Origin of the sequence: Streptomyces shenzhenensis, assembly GCF_003688995.1 — a bacterium.
Classification (GTDB): domain Bacteria; phylum Actinomycetota; class Actinomycetes; order Streptomycetales; family Streptomycetaceae; genus Streptomyces; species Streptomyces shenzhenensis_A.
Genome location: NZ_PENI01000001.1, coordinates 232,765 through 248,560 on the forward strand (window position 1 = coordinate 232,765; position 15,796 = coordinate 248,560).

The window sequence follows — 15,796 nt, forward strand, 5'->3', positions numbered from 1 at the left end:
GGTTCGGACTATGGGGGGTGTGGATCAGTTGTAGCGCAGAACAGCAAACCCATGCGGAAGCCAGCAGGTTCATACCCACTCAGCGATAGTGATCATAACTATCCGTGCTCGCGCATCCGTCGGCGCACGGCCGCACAAGGGGGCGCATGGCCAATATGGTCGAGGCATGACGACCGAGCCTGACTCCTTCCCCCGACGGCACGCCCGGACCCAGCGGTTCACCCTCGGCGCGCCGCGCGCCTTCACCGTGGCGCCCGACGGATCCCGTGTCGTGTTCCTTCGCTCACATTCCGGTACGGACCGGGCCAACTCCCTGTGGGTGCTCGACACGGCGGACGGCCGGGAGCGCCTTGCGGCCGACCCGCGTGCCCTGCTGGGCGGCGCCGCCGAGCACCTGTCGCCCGAGGAACGGGCGCGCCGCGAGCGCAGCCGCGAGGGCGGGGCCGGCATCGTCGGCTATGCCACCGACACGGCCCTGGAGTTGGCCTCTTTCGCGTTGTCAGGGCGGCTTTTCACGGCGGAGCTGCGGGCCGGAACGGCGCGTGAACTCCCGGTGCCCGGGCCGGTGATCGACCCCCGTCCCGCCCCCGACGGACGGCATGTCGCCTATGTGGCGCGGGGCGCGCTGCGGGTGGTGGACGCCGCGGGCGAGCAGGACCGGGCGCTGGCGGAGCCGGAATCGGAGGGGGTCGGCTACGGGCTGGCCGAGTTCGTGGCGGCCGAGGAGATGGGGCGGGCGCGGGGCTTCTGGTGGGCGCCGGAGGGGGACCGGCTGCTCGTGGCGCGCGTGGACGACACGCCGGTGCAGCGGTGGTGGATCGCGGATCCCGCCCGGCCGGAACGTGAGCCACACCACGTCGGCTATCCGGCGGCGGGCACCGCGAACGCGGACGTACGGCTGTTCGTGATCGGTCTGGACGGGGCGCGCACGGAGGTCGTCTGGGACCGGGAGCGCTATCCGTATCTGGCTCGTGTGCACTGGTCAGAGGCGGGTGCGCCGCTGCTCCTGGTGCAGCCGCGGGACCAGCGCAGCCAGCTGTTCCTTGCCGTCGACCCGGAGTCGGGTGCGACCCGGATGGTGCACGCCGACGAAGATCCAACATGGCTTGAACTTTTCCCTGGGGTGCCCTGCTGGAGCCCGTCGGGACAGCTCGTCCGGATCGCCGACGAAGGCGGCGCGCGGGTGCTCGCGGTGGGTGAACGTCCCCTGACGGGTGCCCAGTTGCACATCCGTGCGATGCTCGACGTCGGCGCCGACGACGTGCTGGTCTCGGCCTCGGCCGGCGAGGAGGCCGAGGCGGCCGAAATCGGCGAGGTGCATGTCTACCGGGTGAACGAGCTGGGCGTGGAGCGGGTGTCCCGGGAGCCCGGTGTGCACACGGCGGTGCGCGCCGGCGGCGTGACGGTGCTGGTCTCGACCACGCTCGACCGGCCGGGCGCCACGTGCCAGGTGCTGCGTGACGGAAAACCGTTGGCGACTGTCCGCTCGCACGCCGAAGACCCCGGTTTGTCCCCGCGCGTGACCCTCACCGAGGGGGGCGCACGCCGAATTCCGTGCGCCGTACTTATGCCACGGGACTACCCCTCCGACACGCTCCTGCCCGTGCTCCTCGATCCCTACGGCGGACCGCACGGACCGCGCGTGGTCGCCGCGCACAACGCGCATCTGACCTCGCAGTGGTTCGCCGACCAGGGCTTCGCGGTGCTCGTCGCCGACGGCCGCGGCACCCCCGGCCGCTCGCCGGCCTGGGAGAAGGCGGTGCACCGCGACTTCACCGTCTCCCTCGACGACCAGATCGAGGCGCTCCAGGACCTCGCCAAGACCCATCCGCTGGACCTGAGCCGGGTGGCGATCCGCGGCTGGTCCTACGGCGGCTGGCTGGCCGCCCTCGCCGTGCTGCGCCGCCCGGACGTCTTCCACGCGGGCGTCGCGGGCGCCCCGGTCACCGACTGGCGGCTGTACGACACCCACTACACCGAGCGCTACCTCGGCGACCCGGTGCGGGACGCGGAGGCGTACGCCCGCAGTTCCCTCGTCACCGACGAGGGGCTCTCGGCGCCGGCCGAACCGCACCGCCCGCTGATGATCGTGCACGGGCTGGCCGACGACAACGTGGTGGTCGCGCACGCGCTGCGGCTGTCCTCCGCGCTGCTGGCCGCGGGCCGCCCGCACGAGGTGCTGCCGCTGTCCGGCGTCACCCATATGACCCCGCAGGAACAGGTCGCCGAGAACCTGCTGCTGCTCCAGGTGGACTTCCTCAAGCGCTCCCTGGCATAGCCGGACAAACACCCGCGAACTGCTGTAACACGCAGGCAACTTCACGGAAGCGGTACCGATATACGGACGCGGGACGCTGAACAGCGTACGGCCGTGCGGGTGCCGTAAACGGGCCGGGGTGCGCCATGTCACCCCGGCCCGTTGCCGTGCTCCTCCACCGGCACCACCTGTTTCTCCTCCGCGAAGTGGCACGCCGAGTCGTGGGCCGCCGGTCCGGAGGTGTGCCGGAACGCCTCCGGGACCGCGAGGGCCGGCACCTCCAGCGCGCACCGCTCCCGCGCCTTCCAGCAGCGGGTGCGGAACCGGCAGCCGGAGGGGATGTCCGTCGGCGACGGCACCTCGCCCGTCAGGATGATCCGCTCACGGTGCTCGCGCGCCGCCGGGTCGGGCACGGGCACCGCGGAGAGCAGCGCCTGGGTGTAGGGGTGCGTGGGGTGGTCGTAGATCTGCGTGTCGCTGCCGGTCTCCACGATCCGCCCGAGGTACATCACCCCGACCCGGTCCGCGATGTGCCGCACGATCGACAGATCGTGCGCGATGAAGACATAGCTGAGGTCGAACTCCGCCTGGAGCCGCTCCAGCAGGTTGATCACCTGCGCCTGTACCGACACGTCCAGGGCCGACACCGGCTCGTCGGCGACGATGATCTCGGGACGCAGCGCCAGCCCGCGCGCGATGCCGATGCGCTGGCGCTGGCCCCCGGAGAACTGGTGCGGATAGCGGTTGACGTACTCCGGGTCGAGGCCGACGACGTCCAGCAGTTCCCGGACCCGTCGGCGCCGGTCGCCCCTGGGGGCCGCCTCCGGGTGGATCTCGAACGGCTCCCCGATGATGTCGCCCACCGTCATCCGCGGGTTGAGGGAGGTGTACGGGTCCTGGAAGACCATCTGGATGTTGCGCCGTACGGCCTTCAGGGCGCGGCCGGAGAGCCTGGTGATCTCCTCGCCCTTGAACCGGATCGAACCGGCCGTCGGCCGTTCGAGGTTGCACAGCAGCCGGGCGACCGTCGACTTGCCGCAGCCCGACTCGCCGACCAGGCCGAGGGTTTCGCCCTTGGCCAGCGTGAAGTCGACGCCGTCGACCGCCTTCACCGCGCCGGTCTGCTTCTTGAACAGGATGCCGCGGGTGAGCGGGTAGTGCTTGACCAGCCCGCTGACCTCCAGGATCGGCTCAGCCATCCAGGCACTCCCGCCAGAAGTGACAGGCGCTCCCGCGGTCCTCGTCCACGGCGTGCAGCGGGGGTTCGTCCGTCCGGCACACGTCCCGCGCCATCGGACAGCGCGGATGGAAGGCGCAGCCGGACGGGATGCGCATGAGGTTCGGCGGCAGGCCCTTGATCGCGTACAGCTCCCGGCCCTTGCGGTCCAGGCGCGGGATGGAGTCCAGCAGCCCCCGGGTGTAGGGGTGCGCCGGGGCCTTGTAGAGGGCGTGCACCGGGGCCGACTCGACGATCCGGCCCGCGTACATCACGGCGATCCTGTCGGCGACGTCCGCGACCACGCCCAGGTCGTGGGTGATCAGGACGAGCCCCATGGTGTACGCGCGCTGCAGCTCGGCCAGCAGATCCATGACCTGGGCCTGGACCGTGACGTCGAGCGCGGTGGTGGGCTCGTCGGCGATCACCAGGGCCGGCTCGAGGGCCAGTGCCATGGCGATCATGATGCGCTGGCGCATGCCGCCGGAGAACTGGTGCGGATAGTCGCGCACGCGCTGCGCCGCGCCCGGGATGCGCACCCGCTCCATCAGCTCGACCGCCCTGGCCCGGGCGTCCCTCTTCGACATGCCGCGGTGCACCACGAACATCTCGCCGAGCTGGTCGCCCACGCTGAGCACCGGGTTGAGGGCGGACAGCGCGTCCTGGAAGATCATGGCCAGTTCGGCGCCGCGGACCCTGCGCCGCTCGTCCTCCTTCAGCTTCAGCAGATCACGGCCGCGGAAGAAGACCTCACCGGCGGTGATCCGGCCGGGCGGCATGTCCAGGATCCCCAGCACGGCCTGCGCGGTCACCGACTTGCCGGAGCCCGACTCGCCGAGCACGGCCAGGGTCTCCCCCGCCGCCACCTGGCAGCTGACCCCGTTGACGGCCCGCGCGACGCCGTCCCGGGTCCTGAACTCCACGTGCAGGTCGCGCACTTCGAGCAGCACGCCGGCTCACCTCAGCCTCGGGTCGAGGGCGTCGCGCACCGCGTCGCCGAGCATGATGAACGCCAGGACGGTGATCGCCAGGGCGCCGGAGGGCCACAGCAGCGCGTGCGGGGCGTTGCGGATGTACGGGGAGGCGGCGGAGATGTCGATCCCCCAGGAGACGCTGGGCGGCTTCAGGCCGACGCCGAGGTACGACAGGGTCGCCTCCAGCGCGATGTAGGTGCCGAGCGCGATGGTCGCCACCACGATCACCGGCGCGACCGCGTTGGGCGCGATGTGCCGCAGCAGGATGCGGGCCGGGGAGGCGCCGAGCGCCCGGGCGGCCTGTACGTAGTCGTTCTGCCGGGCGGTGATGACCGCGCCCCGCGCGATGCGGGAGATCTGCGGCCAGCCCAGCAGCACCATGAACCCGACGACCGGCCAGACCGTGTTGCTGGTCACCACGGAGAGCAGCACGAGACCGCCGAGCACGACCGGGATCGCGAAGAACACATCGGTGAGGCGGGACAGGACCGCGTCCCCCAGTCCGCCGAAGAACCCGGCGAGCCCGCCGAGGACCGAGCCGAGGACGGCCACCCCCAGCGTGGCGCAGACCCCGACCGTGACGGACGCCCGGGCGCCGTACACGGTCCGTGTGTAGACGTCGCAGCCCTGGCCGTCGAAGCCGAAGGGATGGCCGGGCTGGGAGCCCTCCTGGGCCTTGGCGAGGTCGCAGGTGAGGGGGTTGCCCGAGGTGATCAGCGAGGGCCACAGGGAGATCAGGACGAGGAAGAGGATCACCAGGGCGGAGCCCAGGAAGACCGGATTGCGGCGCAGGTCGCGCCAGGCGTCCGACCAGAGGCTGCGCGGCCTGCCCCGGGGGCCGGCGCCCCCGGGCCCGCCGGGCGTCCGCTCCAGCGTGGCCGCCTCGGCGGCGGCGAGGTCCATCGCGCCGCCCATGCCGGCGGCGGAGACGGCACCGTCGGGCTCGTGCTGCTCAGGCATACCGGATCCTCGGGTCGAGTACGGCGTACAGCAGGTCGACGAGCAGATTGGCGATCAGGAAGACCAGCACGAGGACGGTGACGAAGCCGACCACGGTCTGGGTGTTCTGCCGCACGATCCCCTGGTAGAGCTGGTAGCCGACGCCGTGGATGTTGAAGATCCGCTCGGTCACGATCGCGCCGCCCATGAGGGCGCCGATGTCGGCGCCGATGAAGGTGACGACGGGGATCAGGGAGTTGCGCAGCAGATGCCGGGTGATCACCCGGTGCGGGGGCAGCCCCTTGGCGATCGCCGTGCGGACGTAGTCGGAGCGCCGGTTCTCCGCGAGGGAGGTGCGGGTCAGCCGGGTGACGTAGGCGAGCGAGACGGAGGCCAGGACGAGGCCCGGCACGATCAGCTCGCCGAAGGCGGCCGCCGGCGACACCGACGGCCTGATCCAGCCCCAGGCGACGCCGAGCAGCAGCTGGAGCAGCAGCCCGGTGACGAAGGTCGGTACGGAGATGACGACCAGGGTGGCCAGCAGCACACCCGTGTCGACGGGCCGTCCGCGGCGCAGCCCGGTCAGCACGCCCAGCGCGATGCCGACGACGACCTCGAAGAGGATCGCCACGATCGTCAGCCGGACGGTGACGGGGAACGCCGTCGCCATCAGCTCGGTGACCGGCTGGCCGTTGAACGCGGTGCCGAAGTCGCCGGTGAAGACCTTCCCCATGTAGGTCAGGTATTGCTGCCACACCGGCTTGTCGAGGCCGAGATCCCGCTTCAGCCGGGCGGCCGTCGCCGGGTCGCACTGCCGCTCGCCGCACAGGCCGGCGACCGGGTCGCCCATCACGTTCACCATCAGGAAGATCAGCAGCGTGGCCCCGACGAACACCGGGATCATCTGGAGCAGCCGCCGGACGACATAGCGCCCCATGACGGCTCAGCCGGCCTTGATCTCGTTGTAGACGGGGACGCTGAACGGGTTGAGCGCCACGTGGGACAGCCGCTGCGAGTAGCCCGCGCTGCCGTTCTGGTACCAGAGCGGGACGGCCGCCATCTGGTCCCGGACGACCCGCTCGGCCTGCTGGAAGGTGGCGACCGACCTGCGGGTGTCGGTCTCGGCGTTGGCCCGGTCGACGAGCCGGTCGAAGCCCTTGTCGGACCACTTGCCGTCGTTGGAGGAGGCGTTGGTGTAGTAGAGCGGCTGCAGGAAGTTCTGGATGAGCGGGTAGTCCATCTGCCAGCCGGACCGGAACGGGCCCGTCATCCGGTGCCGGCCGATCTGGTTGCGGAAGTCGGCGAAGGTGCCGACCGGGTTGCCGATGCAGGCCTTGTCGTTGCCGAGCGCGTTGTTGATGGAGTTGCACACGGCGTCCACCCACTCCCGGTGCGAACCGCTGTCCGCGTTGTAGGTGATCGTGACCTGGCCGCCGGGGAGGCCGCCGCCCTCCTGGACCAGCTTCCTGGCCCCGGCGGGGTCGTAGTCGCAGGCCCTGCCGCACAGGCCCGCCTGGTGACCGCCCTCCGCGCCGAGCACGGGCGAGGTCCAGTCGGTGGCCGGGGTGCGGGTGTTCCGGAAGATCGTCTCGGTGATCTGCCTGCGGTTGATCGCCATGGACAGGCCGGTGCGGACCTTCTCCGCGCCGGGCCTGCTCCAGTCCTTGTCGTAGTACGGGAAGGCGAGGGTCTGGATGATGCCGGCCGGGCTGTTGATGTAGCGGCCGTCGAGGTCGCTCCTGACGTTCTTGAGCTGCGCGGCCGGTACGTCGTCGACCAGGTCGAGATTGCCGGCCAACAGGTCGGTGTAGGCGGTGTTGTTGTCCGTGTAGACCATGAGGTTCACGCCGTCGTTGCGGGCCTTGTCGGCGCCGGGGTAGGCGCCCCACTTCCGCAGGGCCATCTGGAAGCCCCTGGTGTAGGAGTCGATCGTGTAGGGCCCGTTGCCCACGGGCTTGGCCAGCCAGGCCGCGTGGTCGGTGAAGAAGGCCCGGGGCAGCGGGGCGAAGGCCGCGTAGCCGAGGGTGTCCGGGAAGCTGGAGAACTTCTGGTTGAGCCTGACCGTGAAGGTGCGGTCGTCGACGACCTTCAGGCCGGAGAGCGTGCCGGCGCTCTGGGCGCCGCTCTCCGGGTGGACCTTGTCGTAGCCGTCGATGTAGCCGAAGAAGTAGGCGTTCTTCTGGTTGTTCTTCAGGCTCGCGCCGTAGTTCCAGGCGTCGACGAAGGACCGGGCGGTCACCTTCTCGCCGTTGGAGAAGGTCCAGCCGTCCCTGAGCGTGATCCTGAAGTGCTGCGAGTCGGTGGTGTCGATCCGCTGCGCCAGCATGTCCATGGCCCGGCCGGTTCTCGGGTCGTACCGCTTCAGGCCGCGGAAGATCATGTCGAGCACCTTGCCGCCCTGGACCTCGTTGGTGTTCGCCGGCTCCAGCGGGTTCTGCGGATCGCTCCAGGAGGCGCTGAACACCGAGCCGCGCGCCGCGCCGGTGCCGCTCCCGCCGCAGCCGGCCGCCGCGAGCACCACCGCCGCCGTGCACACGGCCCACGTCGTGTGGCTGGCTCGACGCATGGAGTGCCTCCTCCGGAACACGCGGCTACGCACTGTGACGCCAACCCCTGAGCACCGATCGATTACCAGCCAATATCACCGCAAGGCGCTCATAAAAGGTATGAAGGACACTCGTCGGCGAAACAGTCCACCCGTACGAGGGGTGAGACCGGGGCGGCGCCGAACGAGGCGGGACCGGGGCCCGGTGTATGACACACTGCCGCGGTGGTCGATCGCTCGTTCAGGGATCTTTCGCTCGCCTCGCTGTACGACGCCCTCAACCCATGGGGGCCTGACAGCGACTTCTATCTGGACCTGGTGATGTCCGCCCGGTCGGTGCTCGATGTGGGGTGCGGCACGGGCCAGTTGCTGGCGCGGGCCAGGCGCGCCGGACACGACGGCCTGCTCATGGGGCTGGATCCGGCCGCCGCGATGCTCGTCCAGGCGCGACGGCGCGAACCCGGCGTCGACTGGGTGCTCGGCGGTCTCGGGACCCGGCTGTGGAACGGCGGGTTCGATCTGGTCGTGATGACCGGGCACACCTTCCAGGCGCTCGTCCACGACGAGGAGTTGCGGCTCGCGCTGCGCGCCGTCAGGACCGCCCTGTCGCCCGGCGGCCGGTTCGTGTTCGAGACCCGGCATCCGGCGGCCCGCGCCTGGACGGGATGGACCACCGAGCACGTACGCTCCGTCAGCGACGCCGACGGCCGTGCCGTACGGGTGTGGCACGAGGTCGACGGGCCGCCCGTCGGCGACCGGGTGCGGCTCAAGGAGACGTTCGACGGGGCGGCTTGGGACCGGCCGCGGGTCAGCCGCTCCACGCTGCGCTTCCTCGGCCCGGACGCGCTGACACGGTTCCTCCGGGAGGCGGGACTTGGCGTGGTGGAACAGTACGGCGACTGGGCACAGGGGCCGTTGACGCAGGACAGCGCCGAGATCATCACCGTAGCGGCGCCCGTCCGCTGACCGCGGCCGTCCCGGCGCCAGCGCACCACCAGGCCCGCTTCACCGGTCTACACCAATGTTTGCTTCATCAAACATCAACTCGCCGTTTCCGCAGGCCAAAGGTGCTGCACACGGGCCGTTGACGCGCGCAGACCGCCGCTGATAGACACACTCATCACCCGCCCGGCGCCACCAGGCCACATCCGGCTGAAGTCCGAACAGACCGTCCCTGTGCGAGCGATGACGCGAGGTCACGATTCATGAGCAGGCAAGACCGGCACGGCAGCAGGCGTTCACTACCGAGAAGCCCACGATTCCGCATGCCCCGGCTGGTCGCCGCCGCCGGCGCCCTCGCCGTGACCCTCACCGCGGGCCTCGCGACCCCCCTCGACCCGGCGCCCCGGCGGGCGGAGGCCGCCCCGGCCGAGAAGGTCCTCACCGTCGCCGTCGCGCAGAGCGTCGACTCGCTCAGCCCCTTCCTGGCGGTGCGTCTGGTCAGCACGAGCATCCTGCGGCTCACCTACGAATATCTGACCGACTACGACCCCGCGGACGCCCGTCCGGTCCCCGGCCTGGCCACCGACTGGGCGCCGTCCGCGGACAAGCTCACCTGGACGTACACGATCCGCTCCGACGCGACATGGTCGGACGGGCAGAAGGTGACCGCGCAGGACGCGGCGTGGACGTTCGACAAGCTGATGACCGATGAGGCGGCCGCCACCGCGAACGGCAGCTTCGTCTCCAACTTCCGCAAGGTGACGGCCCCGAGCCCCACCAAGCTGGTCATCGAGCTGAAGAAGCCACAGGCCACGATGACCGCGCTGGACGTGCCGATCGTGCCCCGGCACGTCTGGGAGAAGGTCACGGACTTCTCGGCGTTCAACAACGACAAGACCTTCCCGATCGTCGGCGACGGCCCGTTCGTGCTCACCGACTACCGGCCCGACAGCTACGTGCGGCTGAAGGCCAACAAGACGTTCTGGCGCGGGGCACCGAAGTTCGACGAGCTGGTCTTCAAGTACTACAAGGACCAGGACGCCGCGGTGGCCGCGCTGCGCAAGGGCGAGGTCTCCTTCGTCGCCGGCTCGCCCTCCCTGACGCCCGCCCAGGCCGCGTCCCTCAAGGGCGAGAAGAACGTCCGCGTCAACGACGCCCCCGGCCGCCGCTTCTACGCCCTCGCCACCAACCCCGGTGCCAGGGCCAGGAACGGCGAGAAGTTCGGCGACGGCGATCCCTCCCTGCTCGACCGACGGGTGCGGCACGCCCTGTTCATGGCGGTCGACCGCAAGACCCTCGTCGACAAGGTCTTCCAGGGCCACGCCGTCGAGGGCCAGGGCTACCTCCCGCCCCGCTTCTCCTCGTACTTCTGGCAGCCGTCCGCGAGCCAGGAGCTCACCCACGACCCCGCGCGGGCCGCCGAGCTCCTCGACCGGGCGGGCTACCGGAAGAACGCGGACGGCAAGCGCGTCGGCAAGGACGGCAAGCCGCTGAACTACCGCGTCCTGTGCCACGCCACCGACCCGAACGACAAGGCGGTCGGCCAGTACCTCGAGGAGTGGTGGGGCGAGCTCGGCATCGGCATGCGGCTCGACTGCCTCGACAACGTCACCGACCCCTGGCTCGCGGGCGAGTACGACCTCGCCTTCGACGGCTGGTCCGTCAACCCCGACCCGGACTTCGTGCTGTCCATCCACACCTGCGCGGCCCTGCCCGGCACGCCGAAGGACACCGGGGCCACGGACAACTTCATCTGCGACAGGACGTACGACAACCTGTACACGCGGCAGCTGGCCGAGTACGACTCCGCCGAGCGGGCCACACTCGTGAAGCAGGCGGAGTCGAGGCTGTACGACCTGGGGTACATGAACGTCATGGCGTACCCGAACGCTGTCGAGGCCTACCGCACCGACCAGATCGCGTCGATCACGACGATGCCCGAGGCCGCGGGCAACATCTACGGCCAGGACGGCTACTGGAGCTGGTGGTCGGCGGTCCCGGCCGACGACTCCGGCTCGTCCGGCGGCGGCGGTTCGACCGGCGTCGTCATCGGTGTCGTCGCGGGCGTCGTGGTCCTCGCCGGCGCCGGGCTCTTCCTCGCGCGCCGCCGCCGCGCCACCGCCGACGACCGCGAATAGCCGATGCACCCGACCCTCGCACCGACTCAGCAGGCGGCCCGCCATGGCCGCTGACACCGCGTCGACGCCGGCCGAGGCCGCCGGTCCGGTTCCCGCCGGACCGGCGGCCGGCCGGCCGCGGGCCCGCTCCTGGACCGGATATCTGCGGTACGGGGCCGGAAAGCTGGGCGGCGCCGTCGTCTCGCTGCTCGCCGTCCTCGTCACCGGCTTCTTCCTGTTCCGGCTGATCCCCGGCGACCCGGTCCGGACCCTGACGGGCGGCCGGCAGGTCTCGGCCGAGCAACTGGACGAGTACCGGCGGGAGTTCGGGCTGGACCTGCCGCTCTGGGAGCAGTTCACGGACTACTGCGGCAAGGCGCTCACCGGCGATCTGGGCACCTCGTACCAGTTCCACGCCCCGGTCATCGACAAGATCACCGAAGCCCTGCCGAACACCCTGCTGCTGACCGGCACCGCGTTCGTGCTGTACACCGCGCTCGGCATGTACCTCGGCACCCGCTCGGCATGGCGGCACGGCCGCCTCGGCGACCGGCTGCACACCGGCCTGGCGCTGACCCTGTACTCCGTCCCGTCGTTCTGGCTCGGTCTGCTGCTCATCATCGTGTTCTCGGTGGGCCTGGGCCCCGTCCCCGGGCTGTTCCCGACCGGCGGCATGGAGTCGGGCGGCGAGGAGGGCTTCGGCTACGTCCTCGACGTGGCTCACCACCTCGTCCTGCCGGTGATCACCCTGGTCGCGGTCGAGTACGGGCAGACCCTGCTGGTCACCCGCTCGGCGCTGCTCGACGAGATGGGCAGCGACTATCTGACGACCGCGCGTGCCAAGGGCCTGCGGGACGACCTGGTACGGCGCCGGCACGCCGTGCCCAACGCGCTGCTGCCCACCGTCACCCTCGTCTTCGTCAACCTCGGCCGGACCGTCGCCGGTGTGATCCTGGTCGAGACGGTGTTCTCCTGGCCGGGCCTCGGCGGACTCTTCTACCAGGCACTGAGCGTGCCCGACCTGCCCCTGGTGCAGGGCCTGTTCCTCTTCTTCGCCGCGGCGGTGATCGTCATGAACACATTGGCCGATCTGCTCTATCCGCTGCTCGACCCGCGGGTGGGCCGATGAGCACCGAGGCCGCACGGCGCGGCCCGCGGGCCCTGGCCCGGCAGCGCCGCCGCCGGTCCGCGGCGCGGTTCTGGCAGCAGTACCGCACCCATCGCGCCGGGCTGCTGGGCCTCGCCGCGCTCGTCCTGTTCGCGCTGGTGGCACTGACCGCACCGCTGACCGTCGGCTCCGGCGTGTCCGACGTGACCGACGCGCCGGGCCGCCCCCTGGAGGCGCCCAGCGGGCGGTTCCCGCTCGGCACGGACCGGTTCGGCCGCGATCTGCTGGGCCTGGTGGTCTGGGGCTCGCGGGTCTCCCTGCTGGTCGGGCTGCTCGCCGCCGTGCTGTCGGTGGCGATCGGCGCGGTGGTCGGCATCTCCGCCGGGCACTTCCGGGGCGCGTACGGGACCGTGCTGATGCGGATCACGGACTGGTTCCTGGTGATGCCGACGCTGGTGCTCGCGATCGCGCTGGCCACCGTCATGTCCCGCTCCCTGGGCACGGTCGTCCTCGCCATCGGTGTCACCTCCTGGCCGACGACGGCACGGCTGGTGCGGGCGCAGACGCTGGCGGTGGAGTCCCGTCCCTACATCGAGCGGGCCAGGGCGCTCGGCGGCGGCCACTGGCACGTCATGACCCGGCACGTGCTGCCCAATGTGATGCCCCTCGTGCTGGCGCAGACCACACTGATGGTCTCCTCCTCCATCCTCGCCGAGGCGACCCTGGCGTTCCTCGGCCTCGGCGATCCGACGGTCGTCTCCTGGGGCGGGCTGCTCCAGGACGCGCGTGAGGCGGGCGCGGTCAGCGCCGGCGACTGGTGGTACCTGGTGCCGCCCGGCATCGCGATCGCCCTGGTCGCGCTGGCGTTCACGCTGTGCGGGCGCGCGGTGGAGTCCGTGCTCAATCCCAGGCTGGGGGTGACCCGTTGACGCTCCTCGACGTCAGGAACCTGACGGTGACGTATGCCGGCGGGGCCGCCGCCGTGCGCGGTGTGGACCTGTCGCTGGCGGCGGGACAGAAGCTCGGGATCGCCGGCGAGTCGGGCTGCGGCAAGTCCACGCTGGCGCTCGCGCTGCTGCGGCTGCTGCCCGCCGGCACCCGGGTCGGCGGGGAGATCCTGCTCGACGGCGAGGATGTCCTGGCGATGCGCTGGGGGCGGGTGCGGGCGGTGCGCTGGGCGGGCGCGTCGATCGTCTTCCAGGGGGCCATGCACTCGCTCAACCCCGTGCACCGGGTCGGCGACCAGATCGCCGAGCCGATCCTGCTGCACGGCCGGGCGACCGCTGCCGCGGCGCGGAAACGGACCGGCGAGCTCCTGGAACAGGTCGGCCTGCCCACGGCCCGGGCGACGGCGTACCCGCATGAACTCTCCGGCGGCCAGCGGCAGCGCGTCATGATCGCCATGGCGCTCGCCTGCGCACCGCGGCTGGTCATCGCCGACGAGCCGACCACCGCCCTGGACGTGATGATCCAGGCGCAGATCCTGCGGCTGATCGAGCAGCTCGTCACCGAGCAGGACCTGGGACTGATCATGATCAGCCACGATCTGGCGGTGCTGGCCGACACCTGCGACCGGCTGGCGGTGATGTACGCGGGCCGGGTGGTCGAGGAGGGCCCGGCCCGCACCGTCCACGAGGACGCCCGGCACCCGTACGGCAAGGCGCTGTCGACGGCGTTCCCGCACATCGGCGATCCGGCCTCCCGGTTCGCGCCCCAGGGTCTGCCCGGCGACCCGCCCGATCCGTTCGCGCTGCCCTCCGGCTGCGCGTTCCATCCGCGCTGCCCGGTCGCCCTGGACGTCTGCGCCACTCAGGACCAGATGCTGCACGAGGTGACCGGGGGACGGCGGGCCGCGTGCGTACACGTCGCCGCGGCCGTCCCGGGGCCCGCCGCCGGGGCAGCGGACACGAGGAGCACCACATGACGACACCGGCGTCTCCCCTGCTCAGCGTCCAGGGACTGCGGGTGGTCTTCCCCGGACGGCACGGTGCCCCCGAGGCACGGGCCGTGGACGGCGTCGAGCTGGACATCCGGGCCGGCGAGATCGTGGCGCTGGTCGGCGAGTCGGGCTGCGGCAAGACGACGCTGGCACGGTCCCTGCTCGGTCTGGAGCGGCCCGCCGCCGGCGTCGTGCGATTCGACGGGAAGCCGCTGGAGTACTCGTCGCGGGCGCTGCGGGCCTACCGGCGCCGCGTCCAGCTGGTGCTCCAGGATCCCAGCGGATCGCTGAACCCACGGCACACCGTGTACGACGCGGTGGCCGAAGGGCTGCGGATCCACAGGCACGCCGGGGACGAACGGAAGGCGGTCGCCGACGCCCTCTCCCGGGCGGGGCTGCGGCCGCCGGAGCGGTTCTTCCTGCGCTACCCGCACGAGTTGTCCGGCGGCCAGCGGCAGCGGGTGGTGATCGCGGGCGCGCTCGTCCTGGAGCCCGAACTCCTCGTCGCCGACGAGCCGGTGGCCTCGCTGGACGCCTCCGTGCGCGGTGAGATCCTGGCCCTGCTGCTGCGGCTGCGCACCGAACTGGGGCTCGCCGCCCTGGTCGTGACCCATGACCTCGGGCTGGCCTGGAACATCGCCGACCGGGTCGCGGTGATGTACCTGGGCCGGATCGTGGAGACGGGTCCGGTCGAAGCGGTGCTGACCGCGCCCCGGCACCCGTACACCCAGGCCCTGTTGTCGGTTCTGCCGGAGGCACCGGGCGAACCGGTCGTGCTGGCCGGTGAGCCCCCGGACCCCTCCCGCATCCCGTCCGGCTGCCGCTTCCGGGCCCGCTGCCCGATCCTGGCGAACGGCGAGGCCGACCGAGCGGGCGTCGCCGACCGCTGCCGCGCCGAGGACCCCGGCGTCCTGAACGCCGGCGGGGAGTCGCAGGCCGCCTGCCACTGGGCCGCGGAACGGGTCGGTGCCTGACGGCGGCGGGCCTCGCTCAGGAACTGAGATCGAGGACGCGGACCTTGCGCCCCTGCCGGCTCTGCGCGACGACCGTGGCAATGACCGCTCCGTCGGGTCGTTCGGGCGTCGGCCGGGCCGCGTACTCGATCTGCGCCGGAGCCCAGGTGGTGTCGTGCGCGACGGCCAGAGCCGCGGGCAGGTCCAGTTCGAGGACGGCGATGCCGGGCATGGCCGCAATGTGCTCGGCCGTACCCGGCCGGGTACGGTCGGCTTCCACCAACGCGCACGCGGGCGCGTACAGGAACCAGCCGGGTACGGCGTGGGCACGGTGAATCAGGCGGGACGCCAGGGCGTTTCCCGAAGCGGCGGCCACCATCGCCGTGGCGTCGAGGATCACATGCAGGGAGTCGGTCAGGAACCGGCCGCCGCGGCCAGCCTGCGGTCGAGCTCCGCGTCCAGGTCGGCCTCTTCCGCCCCACTGGGGTCGTAGCCGTTCCACTCCCGCAGCACAGCACGGGCCTGCGCGGCACGCTCGGCACGCTCGGCGGGTGTGAGCAGACCGTCGGCGAGGCGGGTGAGGTAGGCACGGAGCGACAGCCCCTCGCCGGCCGCTCTTTCGGCGAGCCGGTCACGAGCCTCGGCGGGGATGCGGATGTTGGCGTCGGGCATGGGCGTATCCCTTCACTCACTGCCGGTTCGGGGTACGGGTACAGGCCTGTGGTCACGCTACACATGGGCGAGCCGGTCGGTGGCACGAACGGTCGGCGTTCAGCGAGTCTCCCCCGGGAAACGCCGGTTCCCGG

General features: G+C 71.5%; 14 protein-coding genes. 7 read left to right on the plus strand and 7 right to left on the minus strand.

Annotated features, from left to right (window positions below):
* Positions 1 to 166: 166 nt before the first annotated feature.
* On the plus strand, positions 167 to 2,278 hold the full coding sequence (locus CTZ28_RS01030; protein WP_121887246.1) for a S9 family peptidase: 2,112 nt from the start codon (positions 167 to 169) through the stop codon (positions 2,276 to 2,278).
* A 128-nt stretch (positions 2,279 to 2,406) separates the two neighbouring features.
* On the opposite strand, the gene CTZ28_RS01035 is transcribed toward CTZ28_RS01030, so the two are convergent.
* Genes CTZ28_RS01035 through CTZ28_RS01055 form a run of 5 tightly spaced genes read right to left on the minus strand, consistent with a single transcriptional unit; the run spans position 2,407 to position 7,952 of the window.
* Positions 2,407 to 3,456, minus strand: coding sequence for an ABC transporter ATP-binding protein (locus CTZ28_RS01035; protein WP_121887247.1), 1,050 nt, complete (start codon positions 3,454 to 3,456; stop codon positions 2,407 to 2,409).
* On the minus strand, positions 3,449 to 4,423 hold the full coding sequence (locus tag CTZ28_RS01040; protein WP_121887248.1) for an ABC transporter ATP-binding protein: 975 nt from the start codon (positions 4,421 to 4,423) through the stop codon (positions 3,449 to 3,451). The genes CTZ28_RS01035 and CTZ28_RS01040 overlap by 8 nt, the downstream gene beginning before the upstream one ends.
* A gap of 6 nt (positions 4,424 to 4,429) precedes the next feature.
* Positions 4,430 to 5,407, minus strand: coding sequence for an ABC transporter permease (locus tag CTZ28_RS01045; protein WP_121887249.1), 978 nt, complete (start codon positions 5,405 to 5,407; stop codon positions 4,430 to 4,432).
* Entirely contained in the window at positions 5,400 to 6,323 is a 924-nt protein-coding gene (locus tag CTZ28_RS01050) for an ABC transporter permease (RefSeq protein WP_121887250.1), read from the minus strand. The genes CTZ28_RS01045 and CTZ28_RS01050 overlap by 8 nt, the downstream gene beginning before the upstream one ends.
* A 6-nt stretch (positions 6,324 to 6,329) precedes the next feature.
* Positions 6,330 to 7,952, minus strand: coding sequence for a peptide ABC transporter substrate-binding protein (locus CTZ28_RS01055; protein ID WP_121887251.1), 1,623 nt, complete (start codon positions 7,950 to 7,952; stop codon positions 6,330 to 6,332).
* Positions 7,953 to 8,156: 204 nt separating this feature from the next.
* On the opposite strand from CTZ28_RS01055, the gene CTZ28_RS01060 reads away from it, so the two are divergent.
* From CTZ28_RS01060 to CTZ28_RS01085, 6 genes are all read left to right on the plus strand, one after another.
* On the plus strand, positions 8,157 to 8,897 hold the full coding sequence (locus CTZ28_RS01060; RefSeq protein WP_121887252.1) for a class I SAM-dependent DNA methyltransferase: 741 nt from the start codon (positions 8,157 to 8,159) through the stop codon (positions 8,895 to 8,897).
* Positions 8,898 to 9,136: 239 nt separating this feature from the next.
* A complete protein-coding gene (locus CTZ28_RS01065; RefSeq protein WP_121887253.1) occupies positions 9,137 to 11,011 on the plus strand; it encodes an ABC transporter substrate-binding protein in 1,875 nt (624 codons plus the stop codon).
* A 43-nt stretch (positions 11,012 to 11,054) separates the two neighbouring features.
* Complete coding sequence (locus CTZ28_RS01070; RefSeq protein WP_121887254.1) at positions 11,055 to 12,119, plus strand: ABC transporter permease; 1,065 nt, start codon at positions 11,055 to 11,057, stop codon at positions 12,117 to 12,119.
* Positions 12,116 to 13,027: an ABC transporter permease gene (locus tag CTZ28_RS01075; RefSeq protein ID WP_121887255.1), complete on the plus strand. Its 912-nt coding sequence runs from the start codon at positions 12,116 to 12,118 to the stop codon at positions 13,025 to 13,027. Before CTZ28_RS01070 ends, CTZ28_RS01075 begins: the two co-directional genes overlap by 4 nt.
* A complete protein-coding gene (locus CTZ28_RS01080) occupies positions 13,024 to 14,022 on the plus strand; it encodes an ABC transporter ATP-binding protein (RefSeq protein ID WP_121887256.1) in 999 nt (332 codons plus the stop codon). Before CTZ28_RS01075 ends, CTZ28_RS01080 begins: the two co-directional genes overlap by 4 nt.
* Positions 14,019 to 15,011: an ABC transporter ATP-binding protein gene (locus CTZ28_RS01085; RefSeq protein WP_121887257.1), complete on the plus strand. Its 993-nt coding sequence runs from the start codon at positions 14,019 to 14,021 to the stop codon at positions 15,009 to 15,011. Before CTZ28_RS01080 ends, CTZ28_RS01085 begins: the two co-directional genes overlap by 4 nt.
* A gap of 16 nt (positions 15,012 to 15,027) precedes the next feature.
* Here CTZ28_RS01085 and CTZ28_RS01090 read toward each other — a convergent pair whose 3' ends face one another.
* Entirely contained in the window at positions 15,028 to 15,396 is a 369-nt protein-coding gene (locus CTZ28_RS01090) for a PIN domain-containing protein (RefSeq protein WP_121887614.1), read from the minus strand.
* 8 nt (positions 15,397 to 15,404) lie between these two features.
* Positions 15,405 to 15,662 (minus strand): hypothetical protein, encoded by a 258-nt coding sequence (locus tag CTZ28_RS01095; protein ID WP_121887258.1) that lies wholly within the window; start codon positions 15,660 to 15,662, stop codon positions 15,405 to 15,407.
* Positions 15,663 to 15,796 lie beyond the last annotated feature (134 nt).